A 16,682-nucleotide genomic window follows, 5' to 3' on the forward strand; every position below is an offset into this window, starting at 1 on the left:
GGTGGATCGGCGCGCAGCGCCGAGACGGATGAGGGGTACGTGACGGAATGAGACGTTGGCATTCCCTGGAACACCCCTCATCCGACCTCGCTCCGCGAGGCCACCTTCTCCCACAAGGGGAGAAGGACAAGAGGGGGCTGCGCTCGTCACTTAGACCGTTCCTCAGCCTGCGCCGCCAATATCCGGCTTACCTCGGCGACCAGCTCGCTTTCGGCCACCGTCACCTGCGCGGGGCGCGCGGCGCGCCATTCGGCGTTGTCGGTGATCTCGGCCGACATGCGCGCGCCTTCGATCAGATCCTTGATCTGCAGTTCACCCTTAGCGCGCTCGTCGCCGCCCTGGATGATTGCGACCGGGCAGCCGCGCCGGTCGGCATATTTGAGCTGCGCCTTCATGCCGGCGCCGCCGAGATACATCTCGGAACGAATGCCGGCGGCGCGCAGTTCGCTCACCATCTTCTGGTAACGGCCGAGGCTGTCGGTGTCCTTGTCCATCACCAGCACGACGACCGGCGCGATCACGTCGGCGCTGTCGAGTTTGCCGAGGTTCTTCAGCGCCGTCATCAGCCTGGAGACGCCAATGGAGAAACCGGTCGCCGGCACCGGCTCGCCACGGAAGCGCGAGACCAGGCCATCATAACGGCCGCCACCACCGACCGAGCCGAAGCGCACGATCTGGCCGTCTTCGTTGGGAATTTCGGCCAGAAGCTCGGCCTCGAAGACCGGGCCGGTGTAGTATTCGAGGCCGCGCACGACGGAGCGGTCCATGGCAATACGGTCCTCGCCGTATCCCGCCGCCCTGACCAGAGCCTCGATCGTCGAGAGTTCGCCAACGCCTTCCTGGTAGATCGCGTTCGAACTGACTATGGCATCCTGGCCGGCCTGTGCATTCTTCGCCGTGGCGAGAAGAACCGCCTCGGCTTGCACGTTCTCCAGCCCGGCACCCTTGGCGAAATCTCCCTCACCTTCCTTGCCTCCGTCCCAGCGCCCCGGGCCAAGCAGGAGCTTCACGCCTTCCGGACCGAGCTTGTCCAGCTTGTCGATCGCGCGCAGCACGGTCAGCCGGCGGCCGGCATTGTCGTCGCCGCCAAGACCGATCGCCTCCAGCACACCGTCCAGCACCTTGCGGTTGTTGACGCGGATGACGTAGTCGCCGCGCTTGATGCCGAGCGCTTCCATGACGTCGGCCATCATCATGGCCATCTCGGCGTCCGCCGCGACACCCGGCGTGCCGATCGTGTCGGCGTCGAACTGCATGAACTGGCGGAAGCGGCCGGGGCCCGGCTTCTCGTTGCGGAACACCCAGCCGGAGCGGTAGCTGCGGTAGGGCTTCGGCAGGCGCTCATAATTCTCGGCAACGAAGCGCGCCGTCGGCGCGGTCAGGTCATAGCGCAGCGACAGCCACTGGTCGTCATCGTCCTGGAACGAGAACACGCCCTCGTTCGGCCGGTCCTGGTCGGGCAGAAATTTGCCCAGCGCATCGGTGTATTCGATCAGCGGCTGGTCGGCCGGTTCGAAACCATAGAGCTCATAAACCGAGCGGATCGTCGCCATCATCTTCTCGACGGCGCGGATATCCTCGGCGCTGCGGTCGGCAAAACCGCGCGGCAGCCGCGCTTTCGTCTTTTCCGATTTGTCGGCCATGAGATGGGGTCTTTTTGCTAGGTAAATGACGACTTATTTTGAGTGCGCGTGTCCTAACCGATGCAGCCGGGACCGGCAAGGGTCAGCGCCTCTGCCTTCTCCCACAAGGGGGAGAAGGAAAACGATTGAAACAAAAACGAACCGAAAATGAAACAGTCCGGCCATGAGCACGGCATCGTGCCGACACAATCGCGGCCGATATAGCGCACCACATGAAGGGGTTCGGGACATGACCAGCGCAACAAAATTCCATGCCAACAGCGATGCCGGCGAACTGCCGGCGCGCTTGCGTCCGGCCGACATCCGCGCTCCGAAGATGGCTGGCCAGCCCGCCGGGCCATTCGAGATACCGGCCGATATCGGCAAGGGGCCTTCGATGCGCGATGCATTGGTGACCGGCCTGCTGGTGATCTACCCGACGGTGGCCACCGTGGTTGCGATCGTCGCCGGCCTGTTCCTGGCCAGCATCAACGGCACCTGAGCCCTATTTCGGCCGCTTGAAAGCCTTCCTCTCCTTCTCGACCTCCTTGCGGCAAACACAACCCTCGAGGTGGTCGTTGACCAGGCCCATGGCCTGCATGAAGGCGTAGACCGTGGTCGGGCCGACAAAACTCCAGCCGCGCTTCTTCAATTCCTTCGAAATCCGCACCGAGACCGCCGTGGTCGGGTTGGCGCGCAGATGGGCTAGGTCGACGATCCTGGGCCGCTCGTCCTTGCCGGGTTCGACCTTCCAGAACCAGGCGGCCAGCGAGCCGAACTCGTCCACCATTTCGCGGGCGCGCTTGGCGTTGTTGATGGTCGAGACGATCTTGCCGCGATGGCGGATGATGCCGGCATTGCCAAGCAGGCGCTCGACATCCTTGTCGGTGAAGGCGGCGATCTTGTCGAAGTCGAAGCCAGCGAAGGCCTCGCGAAAATTCTCGCGCTTGCGCAGTATGGTCAGCCACGACAGGCCCGACTGGAAACCTTCAAGGCAGATCTTTTCGAACAGCCTGCGGTCGTCTGACACCGGCCGGCCCCATTCATGGTCATGATAGTGCAGATAGTCGGGCAAATTGCCATGCCAGAAGCAGCGCACGACACCGTCGGGACCGGCGAGCAGGCCGGTATTTTCTTTTTCCATTGGCCAAAATCCGTTCGTTAACGCGCTTGCGCTGTATTTACTGCGGCTTTACCAGATTCCTGAACCCGGCGGTAACCACACCAAAAGGTTTACTGACAGAACCGCATTTTACGCATTCCGATTCATGTTTCGGTTGCTGCTTGCACGCCAATGATCGCTGAACCGGGAGGTCGTTTCCACCCGGTTCTATCAGACGATCAAGGTGCGTTCCCGATGAAAAGAGTTTTGTTTCCCGTGCTCGGCGCCATGGCTGTGTTTGCCTCCGGCGTCACGCCCTCAGCCGCTGACGACCGCTATGCCGACAGGCCGCCGGTGATGGTCAGCCCCGACCTTTCCGCACCCTGGGTGCTGCAGCTTGGCAATGCGCCCGGCATCGTGCGGCAGAACCGCCAGGTCGTACAGCAGCCGCGCCTGCGCACCGCGCAACCGGCGCAGCCCGATCGTGTGCGGACCGCCGCCGTGCAGGCTCCGGCCAAGCGCGTGGCCATGCGCCCGCAGATCAACCCGATCTACCTGCCGCAGGAAGTCGCCTATGACGGCCCGCAGAAGCCGGGCACGATCGTCATCGATACGACGCAGAATTTCCTCTTCCTGATCGAGAAGAACGGCAAGGCGCGACGCTATGGCGTCGGCACCGGCAAGCCGGGCTTCGAATGGTCGGGCACGCACAAGATCACCAACAAGCGCGAGTGGCCGGACTGGCGCCCGCCAGCGCAGATGATCAAGCGCGAAGCCGCCAAGGGCCGTTACCTGCCGACCTATCTGGCCGGCGGCATGGAGAACCCGCTCGGCGCGCGCGCGCTCTACCTCGGCACGACCGAGTACCGCATCCACGGCACCAACCAGCCGTGGACGATCGGCGGCGCGGTGTCGTCGGGCTGCATCCGCATGCGCAACGAGGACGTGGTCGACCTCTATGAGCGGGTCAATGTCGGAACCACGGTCGAGGTGATATAATAATTCTCGCGAATCACTTGGCCGGCAAAGCATTGAGCTTTTAGGGGCCAATCCAGAGATAACGGGGGACGGGCCGTATGGGGATGCGGCCGGTCAGGAAGGGCAGCACGGGCAACCGCGCTGCCCTTTCCGTTTTCCTGTGAAAACTGAGCCAACACCCAGGCGAGACTGCGCCCGAACGTCGCGCCAAGGGCATGGCGGTTCGCTTTCGTGCTGCCATTTTCGATGTTCCTTTGCTATGGGAGCGCCATAGACGAAAGAGTCCACCCATGCCCCTGTCCGACGACAACCGCTATCTCAAGGGCGGCCCTGTTGCCCAGCGCATCATCGCCGCCGTGCGCGAGGATGCGGCGATTGCCAAAGCCGAGGGTTTTCCGCCCAAGCTGATCTCGATCACCGTTGGCGATACCGATGCGGTCGATGTCTATGTGCGCAACCAGCGCGCCAAGGCCGAGCTCGCTGGCATCGATTTCGAGGAAAGGCGTTTTCCCGCCACCATCACGTCGGGCGAACTGGAGGCCGCCATCCACGGCCTGAATGCCGATCCGCGCGTCACCGGCATCATCATCCAGCGGCCCGTGCCCGCCCATATCCCGATCAAGACGCTGCAGGCGGCGGTGCATCCGCTCAAGGATGTCGAGGGCATGCACCCTGCCTCGATCGGCAACATCGTCTACAACCAGCTCGATCTCGCGCCCTGCACGGCGGCCGCCTCGGTCGAACTGCTCAAGGAAACCGGGCTCGATCTCAAGGGATTGGAAGTCGTGATCGTCGGCCATTCGGAAATCGTCGGCAAGCCGATCGCCTTCCTGCTGATGAGCGAGGGCGCGACGGTGACGGTCTGCCACCACATGACGCGGTCGGTCGCCGCGCATGCGCGGCGCGCCGACGCACTGTTCGTTGCGGTGGGCAAGCCAAGGCTGATCAAGGCCGACATGGTCAAGCCCGGTGCTGCCGTCATTGACATCGGCATCAATTCCGAAATCGGGCCGGACGGGACGAGCCGCATCGTCGGCGATGTCGACACCGAAAGCGTGCGCGAGGTCGCCTCCTGGATCACGCCTGTGCCGGGCGGCGTCGGTCCGATCACGGTGGCGATCCTGCTGCGCAACACGATGGTGGCGCTCAGCCGCCAGCGCGCGCTCTACGAAGCGACTTACGGCACAGCCGACAGGCTGGCGGCGGAGTAACCGCCGAGCGCGGCCCTACTCCGCCGCGATCAGGTTCTCGTCAAGAACGCCTTGCGGCTTCGGTCCGCCATAGGCCCAGTCGAGCAGTTTTACCGTGTGCACCACTGGCATCCTGGCAGCGGACGCGATCTGCGTGATGCAGCCGATGTTGCCGGTGGCGACGATCGAGGCGCCCGTTGCCTCGATGTTTTTCACCTTGCGGTCGCGTAGCCTGGCCGAAATCTCGGGCTGCAGGATGTTGTAGGTGCCGGCCGAACCGCAGCACAGATGGCCCTCGCGCGGCTCGCGCACGACGAAGCCGGCCTTCGTCAACAGCTCCTTCGGCTGGCGGGTGATTTTCTGGCCGTGCTGCATCGAGCAGGCCGAGTGATAGGCAACGACCGTGCCTGGCTTGCGCACAGGTTCGGGCAGGCCAAAAGCGGCCAGATATTCGGTGATGTCTTTGGCAAGTGCCGACACGCGCGCGGCCTTTTCGGCATGGGCCGGATCGAGGCGCAGCATGAAGCCATAGTCCTTGATCGTCGTGCCGCAACCCGACGCGGTGATGATGATAGCGTCGAGACCGCCCTGGTCGATGGCGCGCGTCCAGGCATCGACGTTCTGCCGGGCCGAGGCAAGGGCTGCCTCTTCGCGCCCCATATGGTGGACCAGCGCGCCGCAGCAGCCCTCGCCCGGCGGCACCACGACCTCGACGCCGAGCCGCCTCAGCAGCGAAATGGTCGTGTCGTTGATGGCAGGATCGAGCACCGACTGCGCGCAACCGGTGAGGATGGCGACACGGCCCTTTTTCGCCCCCTGCCCGGCATGGATGCCTGGCGAGGCCATCGGCGAAGCTGCCGGGATCGACGCCGGCGCGAGCTTGAGCATGGCGCCAAGCGGCTTCAGCGCCGGGACCTTCTCGAACAGGCCGATGAACGGCTTGCCCAGCTTGGCAAGCTTGAGCGCCGCGCGAAAGCGCTGGGGATAGGGCAGCACGAAGGCCAGCATGGCGCGGGTCAGGCGGTCGAGCAGCGGCCGCTTGTAGGTCTCCTCGATATGGGCGCGGGCATGGTCGACCAAGTGCATGTAATTGACGCCCGACGGACAGGTGGTCATGCAGGCCAGGCAGGACAGGCAGCGGTCGATATGGGTGACGATCTCCTTGTCGGCGGGTCGGCCGTTTTCCAGCATGTCCTTGATCAGGTAGATGCGCCCGCGCGGTGAATCGAGTTCGTTGCCAAGTGTCACATAGGTCGGGCAGGTGGCGGTACAGAAGCCGCAATGCACGCATTTGCGCAGGATCTTCTCCGACTCCGCGACATCGGGATCGGCCAGCTGGGCAAGCGAGAAATTGGTCTGCATCGCGTTAGTCCTGGGCCATGCGGCCGGGATTGAGGATGTTTTTCGGATCGAATTCCTGCTTCAGCCGCCGGCTCAGTGCGGCAAGCGCCGGCGACTGCGGCTCGAACACCGGCAGCGCGGCGCGATGGGCGGGTGCCGCGCGAACCAAAGTCGCATGGCCGCCGCCATGTTTGCGCAACAAACCACGCAGCAGAGCGGCCTCCGGATCGCCCTCTTCCATGCGCAGCCAAACCAGCCCGCCCTGCCAGTCATAGAAGGCGCTGACGGCGGCCTGCATGCGCAGGGTCAGGACCATTTGATGACCTTGGGTAGGCGTCATCGAGACGCGCCAGACCGGTTTCTCGCTGCCGTCTGCGAACGGCCTGCAGTCGCGCACATCGCGCCAGATCTGCCGCGAAACGTCCCCGGAAATTTCCTCCAGCGGTCCGGCCTTGCCGAGCAGCGTCTTCAGCGCGGCGATACGATAGGCGACGGACGGACCAAAACCCTCGACCCGCAACAGCGTGGCGGCATCGCTGCCGAGCGCGCCGCCGGCGACACGCGCGGCGATGCGCTCCGGCAGATGGGCAGCGCTCGACACTTCCGCGCTGGAGCCGAGCGCCAGGGCCATGGCGCTTGCTGCCGCCTCGTCGAGCAGGCCACGCACCGCGAGCGTGACCTCGGTCTCGGCCGCGGGCAGCACCTTGAAGGTGACGTCGGTGAACACGGCAAGCGTGCCCCAGCTGTTGGCCATCAGCTTCGACAGATCGTAACCGGTGACATTCTTGACCACGCGGCCGCCCGACTTGAATTCCTCGCCCCGCCCGGACACCACATTGATGCCAAGGATATGGTCGCGCGCGGCACCCGCCTTCAGCCGACGCGGACCGGACAGGTTCGCGCCGAGCACACCACCTATGGTGCCGCTGCCCGGTTCGCCACCGAGCAGCGGGCCGTAATCCATCGGTTCGAAGGCAAGCTGCTGGCCGTTTTCCGCCAGCAGCCTCTCGATGTCGGCCAGCGCCGTGCCGGCCTTTGCCGACAGCACCAGCTCGGCGGGTTCATAGAGGGTGACGCCGGTGAGTTTCGACAGGTCGAGCGTATGCCCGGTCTGCAGCGGGCGGCCAATGCCCCGCTTGGAGCCATGGCCGATGATTTCGAGCGGCGCCTCTTCCGCCACCGCCCAGGCTGTGGTGGAGAGGACTTCGGATGAGGTTGTCGGGGTGAAGGTGGTCATGAAGAGAACGCGCCCTCGAATGCGGAAACGCCGCGTTCCTTCGCACCCCCCTCTGTCCTGCCGGACATCTCCCCCGCAAGGGGGGAGATTGGCAGCTTCAGCCACTCGCCTGGCTGGCAGCGCTGGAGATTAGCGAAACCCCACGCGACATCCGATCTCCCCCCTTGCGGGGGAGATGTCCGGCAGGACAGAGGGGGGTGTTCAAGCGCTGGCATACCCACTCAAAACCTCGGAATGTCCGGAAACGGCAGCTTGCCGCCCGAAATATGCATGCGTCCAAGCTCAGCGCAGCGGCGAAGCTGCGGGAACACTTTTCCCGGATTGAGCAGGTGGTTGGGATCGAAGGCGCATTTGACGCGCATCTGCTGGTCCAGGTCGACCTGGTTGAACATCTCGGGCATCAGGTCTCGCTTCTCGACCCCCACACCATGTTCGCCTGTCAGCACGCCGCCGACCTTGACGCAGAGCCGCAATATGTCGGCGCCGAAGCTTTCCGCCTTGTCGAGTTCGCCCGGCACGTTGGCGTCGTAGAGGATTAGCGGGTGCAGATTGCCGTCACCGGCGTGGAAGACGTTGGCGACGGCAAGCCCATATTTTTCCGACAGCTCGCGCATGCCGGCCAAAACGCGTGGCAATTCCTTGCGTGGGATGGTGCCATCCATGCAGTAGTAGTCGGGCGAAATGCGGCCCACCGCCGGAAATGCCGCCTTGCGGCCAGCCCAGAAGCTGAGCCGCTCCTGCTCGGACTGCGAGATGCGGCAGGTGGTCGAACCGTTGCGGATGGCGATCGCCTCGACCGCGGTGATGAGATGATCGACCTCGACGCCCGGCCCGTCGAGCTCGACGATCAGCAGTGCCTCGACATCCAGGGGATAGCCGGCATGGACGAAATCCTCGGCTGCGTGGATCGCCGGCCGGTCCATCATCTCCATGCCGCCCGGAATGATGCCGGCGCCGATGATGTCGGCGACGCACTGGCCACCCTGCTCGCTGGTCGGGAAGCCGATCAGCAGCGCGCGCGCCGTCTCCGGCTTCTTCAGGATGCGCACGGTGACCTCGGTGACGACGCCGAGCAAGCCTTCCGAGCCGGTCATGACGCCGAGCAGGTCGTAGCCTTCCGCGTCGAGATGATTGCCGCCGAGCCGCACCACTTCGCCGCTCATCAGCACCATCTCGATGCCGAGCACATTGTTGGCGGTGAGGCCGTATTTCAGACAATGCACGCCGCCGGAATTCTCCGCGACGTTGCCGCCGATCGAGCAGGCGATCTGGGAGGATGGATCGGGGGCATAGTAGAAGCCCTCCTGCTCGACGGCGGTGGTGATGCCAAGATTGGTGACGCCCGGCTGGGCGACGACGATGCGATTGGGGTAGTCGATCGCAAGGATGCGGTTGAAGCGGCTCATGACCAGCAGCACCGCGTCCTCGAGCGGCAGCGCGCCGCCCGACAGCGAGGTGCCCGAGCCCCGCGGCACGACGCGGATGTTGCGATCGTTGCAGTATTTCAGCACCCGGGAAACCTGCGCCACGGTTTCGGGCAGCACGACCACCAGCGGCAGCTGGCGGTAAGCGGTCAGGCCATCGCTCTCGAAAGCCCGCATGGCATTGGCTGCATCGACCACGCCTTCGCCCGGCACGATGATGCGCATGTCGGCGACGATCTCGTCGCGCCGGCGCATCGTGGCGTCGTCTGGTTTCGGCATGGCAAGGCCGGACATCAGCAGCCTCATTTCGCTTGACTGGTCAAAATCTTTTACCAGTGAAGCGCGATGGTTGCAAATATCTCGGTAGTGAATATCCAAGTCCAAGGGACGAGCGAACCTTCCGCAGCGGCAATCTGCCGCTGTCTCACCCTCCCCCTTGTGGGCAGGGTCGCGAACGAAGTGAGCGGGGTGGGGGTCGGCGCGGCGCTTTATGATGCCCCCCACCCCGTCTCACGATCTTCGCTTCGCTGCGATCATGAGCCGACCCTCCCCACAAGGGCCCACAAGGGGGAGGGTAAGGGGCGCCGCTATTCGCCCGGGTGCTTGCCGGGCTCGGAATGCATCTGGCGCACGCGGCGCACGCCCCACCAGACCAGCAGGATGGCGACCGGCACCGACGCGGCGGTGACGATTTCGGGCGCGAAGGCATGGCCGAAAATCGAGGCGCCCTTGGCGACATAGCCGATGAGGCCGACCACGTAATAGGAGACGGCGGCGACCGAGAGGCCTTCGACGGTCTGCTGCAGGCGCAGTTGCAGGCGGGCGCGGTTGTTCATCGAGGCGAGCAGGTCGCGGTTCTGCTTCTCGACCTCGACATCGACCCAGGTGCGCAGCAGCGTCGTGGCGCGGGTCAGCTTGCGCGACAGATTGGCTTGCCGCTCCTCGACCGACCGGCAGGTGCGCATGGCCGGTGCCACGCGCCGCTGCAGGAAGCCGCCCCAGGTGTCGTAGCCGGGCACGGCTTCCTCGTCGAGCGCCTCCAGCCGCTCGACGACGATGCCGTCATAGGCGCGGCTGGCGCCGAAGCGGTAGAGGCTCGATGCCGCGTCCGCCTCCAGTTCCGCGGCCAATTCGGTCAGGTCGGCGAGCAGCGTCTGGCTGTCGCGGGTCTCGGCGACCTTCATTTCCAGCGTGGTCTGGGCGAGCCGGTCCTCGATGCGGCGGGCGCGGCCGGACAAGGTCAGCGCCAGCGGCAGGCCGAGCATGGCGAGCGTGCGGTAGGTCTCGATGTCGATCAGCCGCTGCGACAACGCTCCGGTGCGCGCCGGCGTCAGGCCACGATCGAGCACCAGGATGCGCGTCATGCCGTCGCCGTCCTGGCGGAAATCGGTGACTATTGCCGCATTGCCCCGTTCGACCAGCGAGTAGCACAGGCTGGTCGGGTCGAAAGCGGCGATCAGCCGCTCACTCGCCTGCGTCCACTTGCGAATTTCCAGGCGGATGCCCGAGATGACGGTTCCCGGCGGTGAAAAGCCGTTGCCGAAGGGCGAGTCCTCCTGCGTCCTGCCGCTTTCGGAAAGCGGCCCCTCCCACAGATAAGTCGAGAATTCCGTGTGCCGTTCCCAACGCAGCGAGCCCTTGCCCGACTTCATGGCATGATGGCGGGCCTGGCGATCGGGCGCGGCGATGCCGAGCCGCCGCGACAGTTCGGAAAGGACGGCATGATCGACGCTGGAGCCGCCCTCGGTCATGAAGGCAAGCTGGATCAGGACGCGCGGCTTTTGGATCAGCGGATGCGGCCGGGCATGCACCTCACCCAGCGCGCCGGGCCGGCCTTCATGCGCTGGAAAGCCCATGACACTGCCTTGGGCGCGCGGCTGGAACTCGAGATTGGACGGGTCGTCTGACACGGCTAGTTCCCCGGGTTTCTTTGAACCCCTCTTGTAGTTGCGTCCCTCTAGGACCAATAGGCTGGTTACGCAAACAGCAAAGTTTAGCCGAAGACGATATGGCGCCGTGCGGCAAAACCGACCCGCCTCGACCAATTGGATAAATAATTTGACCAGTTGGCGACGCAGGCTTTATCCTGCGCGACACCGTTTTCACCTTCCAGGCATTCTGTTGAGCGATATTTTTTCCAGGATCGAGCATTCGCGCACCGCCGACGAGGTGGTGCAGCAGATCGAGAGCCTCATCCTCGAAGGCGTGCTGCGCACCGGTGACCGGCTGCCGGGCGAGCGCGAACTGGCACGCCAGTTTGACGTATCGCGGCCGATCCTGCGCGATGCCCTGAAGGCACTCGAAGGGCGCGGGCTTTTGACGACCAAGGCCGGTGGCGGCACGCATGTCGCAGACATCATCGGCCAGCTGTTCACCAAACCGGTGGCGGACCTGATTTCGATGCATCGCAAGGCGGTCACCGACTATCTGGAATACCGCCGCGAGATCGAAGGCATAGCCGCCGAATATGCGGCGCGGCGCGCCACGCCGGAGGATCTGGCGCTGCTCGACCGCATCATGGCACGCATGGACCAGGCGGATCGCACCGGCGATTTCGACGACGAGGCCGAAATCGACGTCGAATTCCATCAGGCGATCTGCGAATGCGCGCACAACATCCTGCTGCTGCACACACTGCGCTCCTGCTATCGGCTGCTGTCGGAAGGCGTGTTCCAGAACCGGCTGCTGGTCTTCACCGTACCTGGCGCACGCGAGGCCCTGCTTGCACAACACCGGGCGATCCACGCCGCGGTGAAGGCCGGCGACCCGGCCGGCGCCCGCCAGGCGGCGATGGATCACATCACCTATGTCGAACGGTCGATGGCCGAGGCGGAGCGCAGCGGCGACTGGCAACGCGTGTCGCGCCTGCGGCTGCGGCAGCGCTCGGAAGCCGGCGATACCGAACCAGCACGCGGACGCACCTAATCAATTCGATCAAGCGGGGACTATCATGAGCGACATTCTCACCATCGCGGACCTCAAGGACCTCGCGCGCCGGCGCGTGCCCAAGATGTTCTTCGACTATGCCGACTCGGGTGCCTGGACCGAGAGCACCTATCGGGCAAACGAGGAAGACTTCCAGAAGATCAAGTTCCGCCAGCGCGTGCTGGTCGACATGAGCAACCGCTCGCTGGAATCGACCATGATCGGCCAGAAGGTGGCGATGCCGGTGGCGCTGGCGCCGACCGGCCTGACCGGCATGCAGCACGCCGATGGCGAGATGCTGGCGGCGCAGGCGGCCGAGGAATTCGGCGTGCCTTTCACCTTGTCAACGATGAGCATCTGCTCGATCGAGGATGTCGCCTCGGTGACGAAAAAACCGTTCTGGTTCCAGCTTTATGTCCTGCGCGACAAGGATTTCGTGCTCAATTTGATCGACCGGGCGAAGGCGGCGAAGTGCTCGGCGCTGGTGCTGACGCTCGACCTGCAGATCCTCGGCCAGCGCCACAAGGATGTCCGCAACGGGTTGACCGCGCCGCCCCGCATGACGCTGACCAACATTATCGACATGGCCATCCGGCCGCGCTGGTGCCTGGGCATGGCCGGCACCAAGCGCCGCACTTTCCGCAACATCGTCGGACACGCGAAGGGCGTCGGCGACGTGGCCTCGCTGTCGTCATGGACGACGGAGCAGTTCGATCCGCAGCTGTCGTGGAAGGATGTCGCCTGGATCAAGGAACGCTGGGGCGGCAAGCTGATCCTGAAAGGCATTCTCGACAAGGAAGACGCGCTGATGGCGGCCAAGAGCGGAGCCGACGCAATCATCGTCTCCAACCATGGCGGACGCCAGCTCGACGGCGCGTCGTCCTCGATCATGGTGCTGGAGGAGATTGCGGACGCGGTCGGCGACAGAATAGAGGTGCATATGGATGGCGGCATCCGCTCCGGCCAGGACGTGTTGAAAGCGCTCTGCCTCGGCGCCAAGGGCACCTATATCGGCCGGCCATTTCTCTACGGCCTGGGTGCGCTCGGCAAGGAAGGGGTTACCAAAGCTTTGGAAATCATCCGCAAAGAGATGGACATCACGCTGGCGCTGTGCGGAAAGCGTCTGGTCACCGACATGGGCAAGGCCCAGCTCCGGCGCTAGCTTCGGGTGACGACCTGACCACGGAGAACAGCGAGAGTTGGCGGAACCGAGCATCCATTTTCTCGACGCGCATGGGCCAGACGGCGTGCGGCTCTACGCGATCGGCGATGTGCATGGCCGGCTCGACCTGCTGGCCGCCATGCACCGGCGGATCGAGAGCGAGCTGCAGTGGGAACCGGTTCGCGACTGGCGGGTGATCCACCTCGGCGATTATGTCGACCGCGGGCCGGACTCCAAGGGCGTCATCGATTTTCTGATCGAGGCGCGCGAACGCGATCCGCGAAATCTGATGCTCGCGGGCAACCACGATATCGGCTTTCTCGATTTTCTGGGAACCCCTGACCCGGAAGGCCTTTTCGTGCGCTATGGCGGCGTGCAGACGGCGCTGTCCTATGGTGTGTCACTCGCCGCCGATGCCAGCTGGTTCGGCAAGACGGAAACGCTGAGACGAAGACACGCGGCGCTGCTCGAGGCAATGCCACCCGGCCATGTCGATTTCCTGCGATCGCTGCCGTTCTCGGTAACGTTCGATGACTTCTTCTTCTGCCATGCCGGCATCAGGCCGGGGATCCCGCTGGAGAAGCAGAACCCGCAGGACCTGATCTGGATCCGCGACGTTTTCCACGATTACACCGGCCTGTTCCCGAAGATCGTGGTGCACGGCCACACGCCGGTGCCGGAAGCGGAAGTGATGGCCAACCGCGTCAATGTGGACACGCTTGCCTGGCAATCAGGCATGCTGACCGCGCTCGTCGTGGACGGCGCGGACAAACGCATCCTGGAAATCACGATAAAGGAAGCTTGAGCGCCCGCGTCCGAGAACGCGAAGACGTTGCGGCTTTAGCGCAAGGAAGCGGTGACGCCGTAGCCGTCGACCGCATTGTGGTTGTTTGCCGCGTCGGCGGCATAGATACCCAGACCGCAAACCACGATGGCGGAGAGCATGGCAAAGGACAGAAGCGCTGCTTTCACGGAAGTCATCTCTTGTTGAGCTTTCTGCATCTGTGCACGAGGCGGTTACCAATGCGTTGAAACGGAAAAATCGCTTCAAAATTTCGACGATTTCGCGCTTCTAGGCATGTTCTGTATCGGCGGTGTGTCGCACGGGTCACACAAAAGGTTCATCGCGGTTGCACAGCCGATGCAAGGCGCGCGCCTTCTAGGATGGCGGGCGGACACAAGCCAAGGACGAAAGGGGTTTTCCCAGAAGGATTCAGGGCTGCGTGCCAATTATGTCACGCAGCAGAGCGCCGAGGGGCGGAGGTTCAGATCGTCGCCACCCAGGCGCGGGCAATGGCGAGGCCGGCGGCGTCGGCATCGGGGCCGTTGCGCGCCATTTCGCCATCGAGTTGGCCAGCCCAGTCTGGATGGCGCGCGGCAATGATCGGCGCGAAGGAGGAACTCCAGTCCTTCACCATCGGCCGGTCGGCCTCGAAGTGGAACTGGAAGCCATAGACGGCGCGGCCGACGCGAAACGCCTGATTTTGGGCGACATCGTTGCCCGCGAGCCGCACGGCGTTTCGCGGCAGCTCGAATGTGTCGTCGTGCCACTGGAAGATCGGGAACTTTTCCGGCAGTGCGCCCAGCACCGGATCGGCCTTGGCGTCAGGCGTCAGCGACACGCCGCGCCAGCCGAATTCGTTGGCGCCGCCGATGCGGTTCTCGCCGCCGAAGGCGCGGGCGACCAGCTGGCTGCCAAGACAGATGCCGAGAACGGCGCGATCCTTGCCGGCGAAATCGCGGGTCAGTTCGAGCAGCGCCGGAAAATAGGGATATTCATCGTCGGCCAGCGCATTCTGGCCGCCGCCGAGCACCACCAGGGCATCGTGCCCGGTTGCATCTTCCGGCAGAAGGTCGCCCTTGTAGGGGAGGCGCACATCGAGATCGGCACCCGCTTCCGCAAGTGCGGCTCCGACCTGGCCGAGGCCGGTATTGTCGTAGTTCTGGACCACCAGCACCCGCATCGCAAAACCCTGCTGACATGAAAAAGATGCGACGAGCGATATCATGCCGCCAGCATTGCAGCCAAGATGCGTATCCCAGGAGAGAACTATGCCACTGCAGAACCGGGTCGATCCATTCGGCGCCATCCACGCCGTGCCCGAGCGCGGGCTGTTCACCGGCAATCGCGGCATCATCCACGATCCCGAGACCAGGACACTGCTCAGGAAACGCTGGGCGCTTCAGGCCTGGATCATCTGCGTCTGCCAGTTCCGCAATGTGCGGCGCGAGCCGATGGGCCGCAACCGCAAGAGCGACGACCATCTGGGCGGCAAGGCCGGCTGGACGGAATTGTTCTTCCTCGACGAGGTGACGGCACTGGCGGCCGGGCATCGCCCCTGCTTCTTCTGCCAGCGCGAACGGGCCAGGGATTTCGTCGGCCATTTCGGTGAAGCGTTCGGCATTGCCGAGCCGCGGGCGCCGCAGGTCGACAAGCGGCTGCACAAGGAGCGGTTGGCTTCGGGCGGCAAAAGGCCGGATGTGGCAACGGCCGAGCTTGCCGTCCTGCCCGACGGCGCGGTGATCGCGGCCAACGGCTGCGCACATGCCTTGCGCAACGGCAGGGCGTTGCCGTGGTCCTTTGCCGGATATGGCCCGCCCATCGACTGTGATCAGTTCGAAGGCAAGGCGCTTGTCCTGCTGACCCCGGAGACGACGCTTGCGGTCCTCCGTCATGGCTTTCGGCCGGTGTGGCATCCGTCGGCCGAGGCTTGACGCCGGCGGCCGGCTCGCCCATTCCTCGGCCATGCGCGCCAATTACAAGATGCAACGGCTGTTCGTGCCCGACGATCTCGCAGGGGATGCCGAGTTCGATGCCGGCCAGCAGCAAAGCCATTATCTCATGCACGTGCTGCGGCTCGGCGAAGGGGCCGAGATCCTTGTCTTCAATGGCCGCGACGGCGAATGGTCGGCGGCCATCGCCGCGAGGACAAAAAGGGCGGTGCGGCTGAAGGTGCTGGCGCTGCAGCGGCCGCAGCCGCCGTTGCCCGACCTGATCTATTGTTTCGCGCCTCTGAAACAGGGGCGGCTCGACTATCTCGTGCAGAAGGCGGTCGAGATGGGCGCCGGCATCCTGCAGCCCGTCATCACCCAGCATACGCAAGTGGCAAAGCCTTCCATCGACCGACTGCGCGCCAATGTCGTCGAAGCCGCCGAGCAATGTGGCATCCTGGCGGTGCCGGAGGTTCGCGAGGCGGAAAAATTCGAGCGCCTGCTGACCGGCTGGGACAAGGAACGGCGGCTGATCTTCTGTGACGAGGACGCCTCGACCAACAATCCGCTGCCTGCCTTGCAGGCGATAAAGGAAAAGAAGCTCGGGCTGCTGGTCGGGCCAGAGGGCGGCTTTTCCGATGAGGAGCGCAAGATGCTGCGCGCCCTGCCCTTCGTGAGCGCCATTCCGCTCGGGCCGCGCATCCTGCGCGCCGACACGGCGGCCGTGGCCGCGCTTGCGGTGATCCAGGCAAGTGTCGGAGACTGGTAAAGGATCTTCCCTTCTCCCCTTGCGGGAGAAGGTGGCCGAGCGAAGCTCGGTCGGATGAGGGGTGCTCCAGCTTGGCGCGGACATTACTCCGTCACCCACCCCTCAACCGTCTCGGCGCTGTGCGCCGATCCACCTTCTCCCACAGGGGCTAGCGTGGGCACACATTTGCTTCGGGCTCATTTTTGTGAGGCGAGAACGAAGCCGTCTACGATGGCGTTGA

General features: G+C 64.4%; 16 protein-coding genes. 8 read left to right on the plus strand and 8 right to left on the minus strand.

Annotated features, from left to right (window positions below; genetic code table 11):
• Positions 1-146: 146 nt before the first annotated feature.
• Positions 147-1,643 carry a histidine--tRNA ligase gene (hisS, locus tag X743_RS147310; RefSeq protein WP_023767437.1) on the minus strand — a complete coding sequence of 499 codons (1,497 nt, stop codon included), beginning with the start codon at positions 1,641-1,643 and terminating at the stop codon, positions 147-149.
• 229 nt (positions 1,644-1,872) lie between these two features.
• Here hisS and X743_RS147305 point away from each other — a divergent pair, with 229 nt between their 5' ends.
• Positions 1,873-2,124: a hypothetical protein gene (locus X743_RS147305; protein WP_023767439.1), complete on the plus strand. Its 252-nt coding sequence runs from the start codon at positions 1,873-1,875 to the stop codon at positions 2,122-2,124.
• A gap of 3 nt (positions 2,125-2,127) precedes the next feature.
• On the opposite strand, the gene X743_RS147300 is transcribed toward X743_RS147305, so the two are convergent.
• Positions 2,128-2,766 (minus strand): DNA-3-methyladenine glycosylase I, encoded by a 639-nt coding sequence (locus tag X743_RS147300; protein ID WP_023767440.1) that lies wholly within the window; start codon positions 2,764-2,766, stop codon positions 2,128-2,130.
• A gap of 213 nt (positions 2,767-2,979) precedes the next feature.
• On the opposite strand from X743_RS147300, the gene X743_RS147295 reads away from it, so the two are divergent.
• A complete protein-coding gene (locus X743_RS147295; RefSeq protein WP_023767441.1) occupies positions 2,980-3,723 on the plus strand; it encodes a L,D-transpeptidase in 744 nt (247 codons plus the stop codon).
• Between the two features lie 269 nt (positions 3,724-3,992).
• A complete protein-coding gene (locus tag X743_RS147290) occupies positions 3,993-4,913 on the plus strand; it encodes a bifunctional 5,10-methylenetetrahydrofolate dehydrogenase/5,10-methenyltetrahydrofolate cyclohydrolase (protein WP_023767442.1) in 921 nt (306 codons plus the stop codon).
• Positions 4,914-4,928: 15 nt separating this feature from the next.
• Here the strand turns inward: X743_RS147290 and glcF are convergent, their stop codons facing one another.
• From glcF to X743_RS147270, 4 genes are all read right to left on the minus strand, one after another.
• A complete protein-coding gene (glcF, locus tag X743_RS147285) occupies positions 4,929-6,254 on the minus strand; it encodes a glycolate oxidase subunit GlcF (RefSeq protein WP_023767443.1) in 1,326 nt (441 codons plus the stop codon).
• Between the two features lie 4 nt (positions 6,255-6,258).
• Positions 6,259-7,470: an FAD-binding protein gene (locus X743_RS147280; RefSeq protein WP_023767444.1), complete on the minus strand. Its 1,212-nt coding sequence runs from the start codon at positions 7,468-7,470 to the stop codon at positions 6,259-6,261.
• A 221-nt stretch (positions 7,471-7,691) separates the two neighbouring features.
• Positions 7,692-9,188, minus strand: a complete 1,497-nt coding sequence (locus tag X743_RS147275; protein WP_031258078.1) for an FAD-linked oxidase C-terminal domain-containing protein — start codon at positions 9,186-9,188, stop codon at positions 7,692-7,694.
• 293 nt (positions 9,189-9,481) lie between these two features.
• Positions 9,482-10,804, minus strand: coding sequence for a DUF3422 family protein (locus tag X743_RS147270; RefSeq protein WP_031258079.1), 1,323 nt, complete (start codon positions 10,802-10,804; stop codon positions 9,482-9,484).
• Positions 10,805-11,015: 211 nt separating this feature from the next.
• On the opposite strand from X743_RS147270, the gene X743_RS147265 reads away from it, so the two are divergent.
• From X743_RS147265 to X743_RS147255, 3 genes are read left to right on the plus strand one after another with little or no spacing between them, the layout of a single operon-like run.
• Positions 11,016-11,819, plus strand: a complete 804-nt coding sequence (locus X743_RS147265; protein ID WP_023767447.1) for an FCD domain-containing protein — start codon at positions 11,016-11,018, stop codon at positions 11,817-11,819.
• 25 nt (positions 11,820-11,844) lie between these two features.
• Positions 11,845-12,981, plus strand: a complete 1,137-nt coding sequence (locus X743_RS147260; RefSeq protein ID WP_023767448.1) for an alpha-hydroxy acid oxidase — start codon at positions 11,845-11,847, stop codon at positions 12,979-12,981.
• Between the two features lie 37 nt (positions 12,982-13,018).
• Positions 13,019-13,786: a metallophosphoesterase family protein gene (locus tag X743_RS147255; RefSeq protein ID WP_023767449.1), complete on the plus strand. Its 768-nt coding sequence runs from the start codon at positions 13,019-13,021 to the stop codon at positions 13,784-13,786.
• Between the two features lie 35 nt (positions 13,787-13,821).
• Here the strand turns inward: X743_RS147255 and X743_RS1000000173990 are convergent, their stop codons facing one another.
• Both X743_RS1000000173990 and X743_RS147250 read right to left on the minus strand, forming a co-directional pair.
• A complete protein-coding gene (locus X743_RS1000000173990; RefSeq protein ID WP_280801316.1) occupies positions 13,822-13,953 on the minus strand; it encodes a hypothetical protein in 132 nt (43 codons plus the stop codon).
• A gap of 293 nt (positions 13,954-14,246) precedes the next feature.
• Positions 14,247-14,945: a type 1 glutamine amidotransferase gene (locus tag X743_RS147250; RefSeq protein WP_023767451.1), complete on the minus strand. Its 699-nt coding sequence runs from the start codon at positions 14,943-14,945 to the stop codon at positions 14,247-14,249.
• Positions 14,946-15,033: 88 nt separating this feature from the next.
• Between X743_RS147250 and X743_RS147245 the strand changes: the two genes are divergently transcribed.
• Together X743_RS147245 and X743_RS147240 are read left to right on the plus strand one after the other, a co-directional pair.
• Positions 15,034-15,696 carry a hypothetical protein gene (locus X743_RS147245; RefSeq protein ID WP_023767452.1) on the plus strand — a complete coding sequence of 221 codons (663 nt, stop codon included), beginning with the start codon at positions 15,034-15,036 and terminating at the stop codon, positions 15,694-15,696.
• A gap of 31 nt (positions 15,697-15,727) precedes the next feature.
• The gene (locus X743_RS147240; protein ID WP_031258081.1) at positions 15,728-16,462 is read left to right on the plus strand and encodes a 16S rRNA (uracil(1498)-N(3))-methyltransferase; all 735 of its coding nucleotides are present in this window, start codon (positions 15,728-15,730) and stop codon (positions 16,460-16,462) included.
• The last annotated feature ends 220 nt before the right edge of the window (positions 16,463-16,682 follow it).

It is taken from the genome of Mesorhizobium sp. LNHC232B00 (assembly GCF_000502435.1).
In the GTDB taxonomy this organism is placed as follows: domain Bacteria; phylum Pseudomonadota; class Alphaproteobacteria; order Rhizobiales; family Rhizobiaceae; genus Mesorhizobium; species Mesorhizobium opportunistum.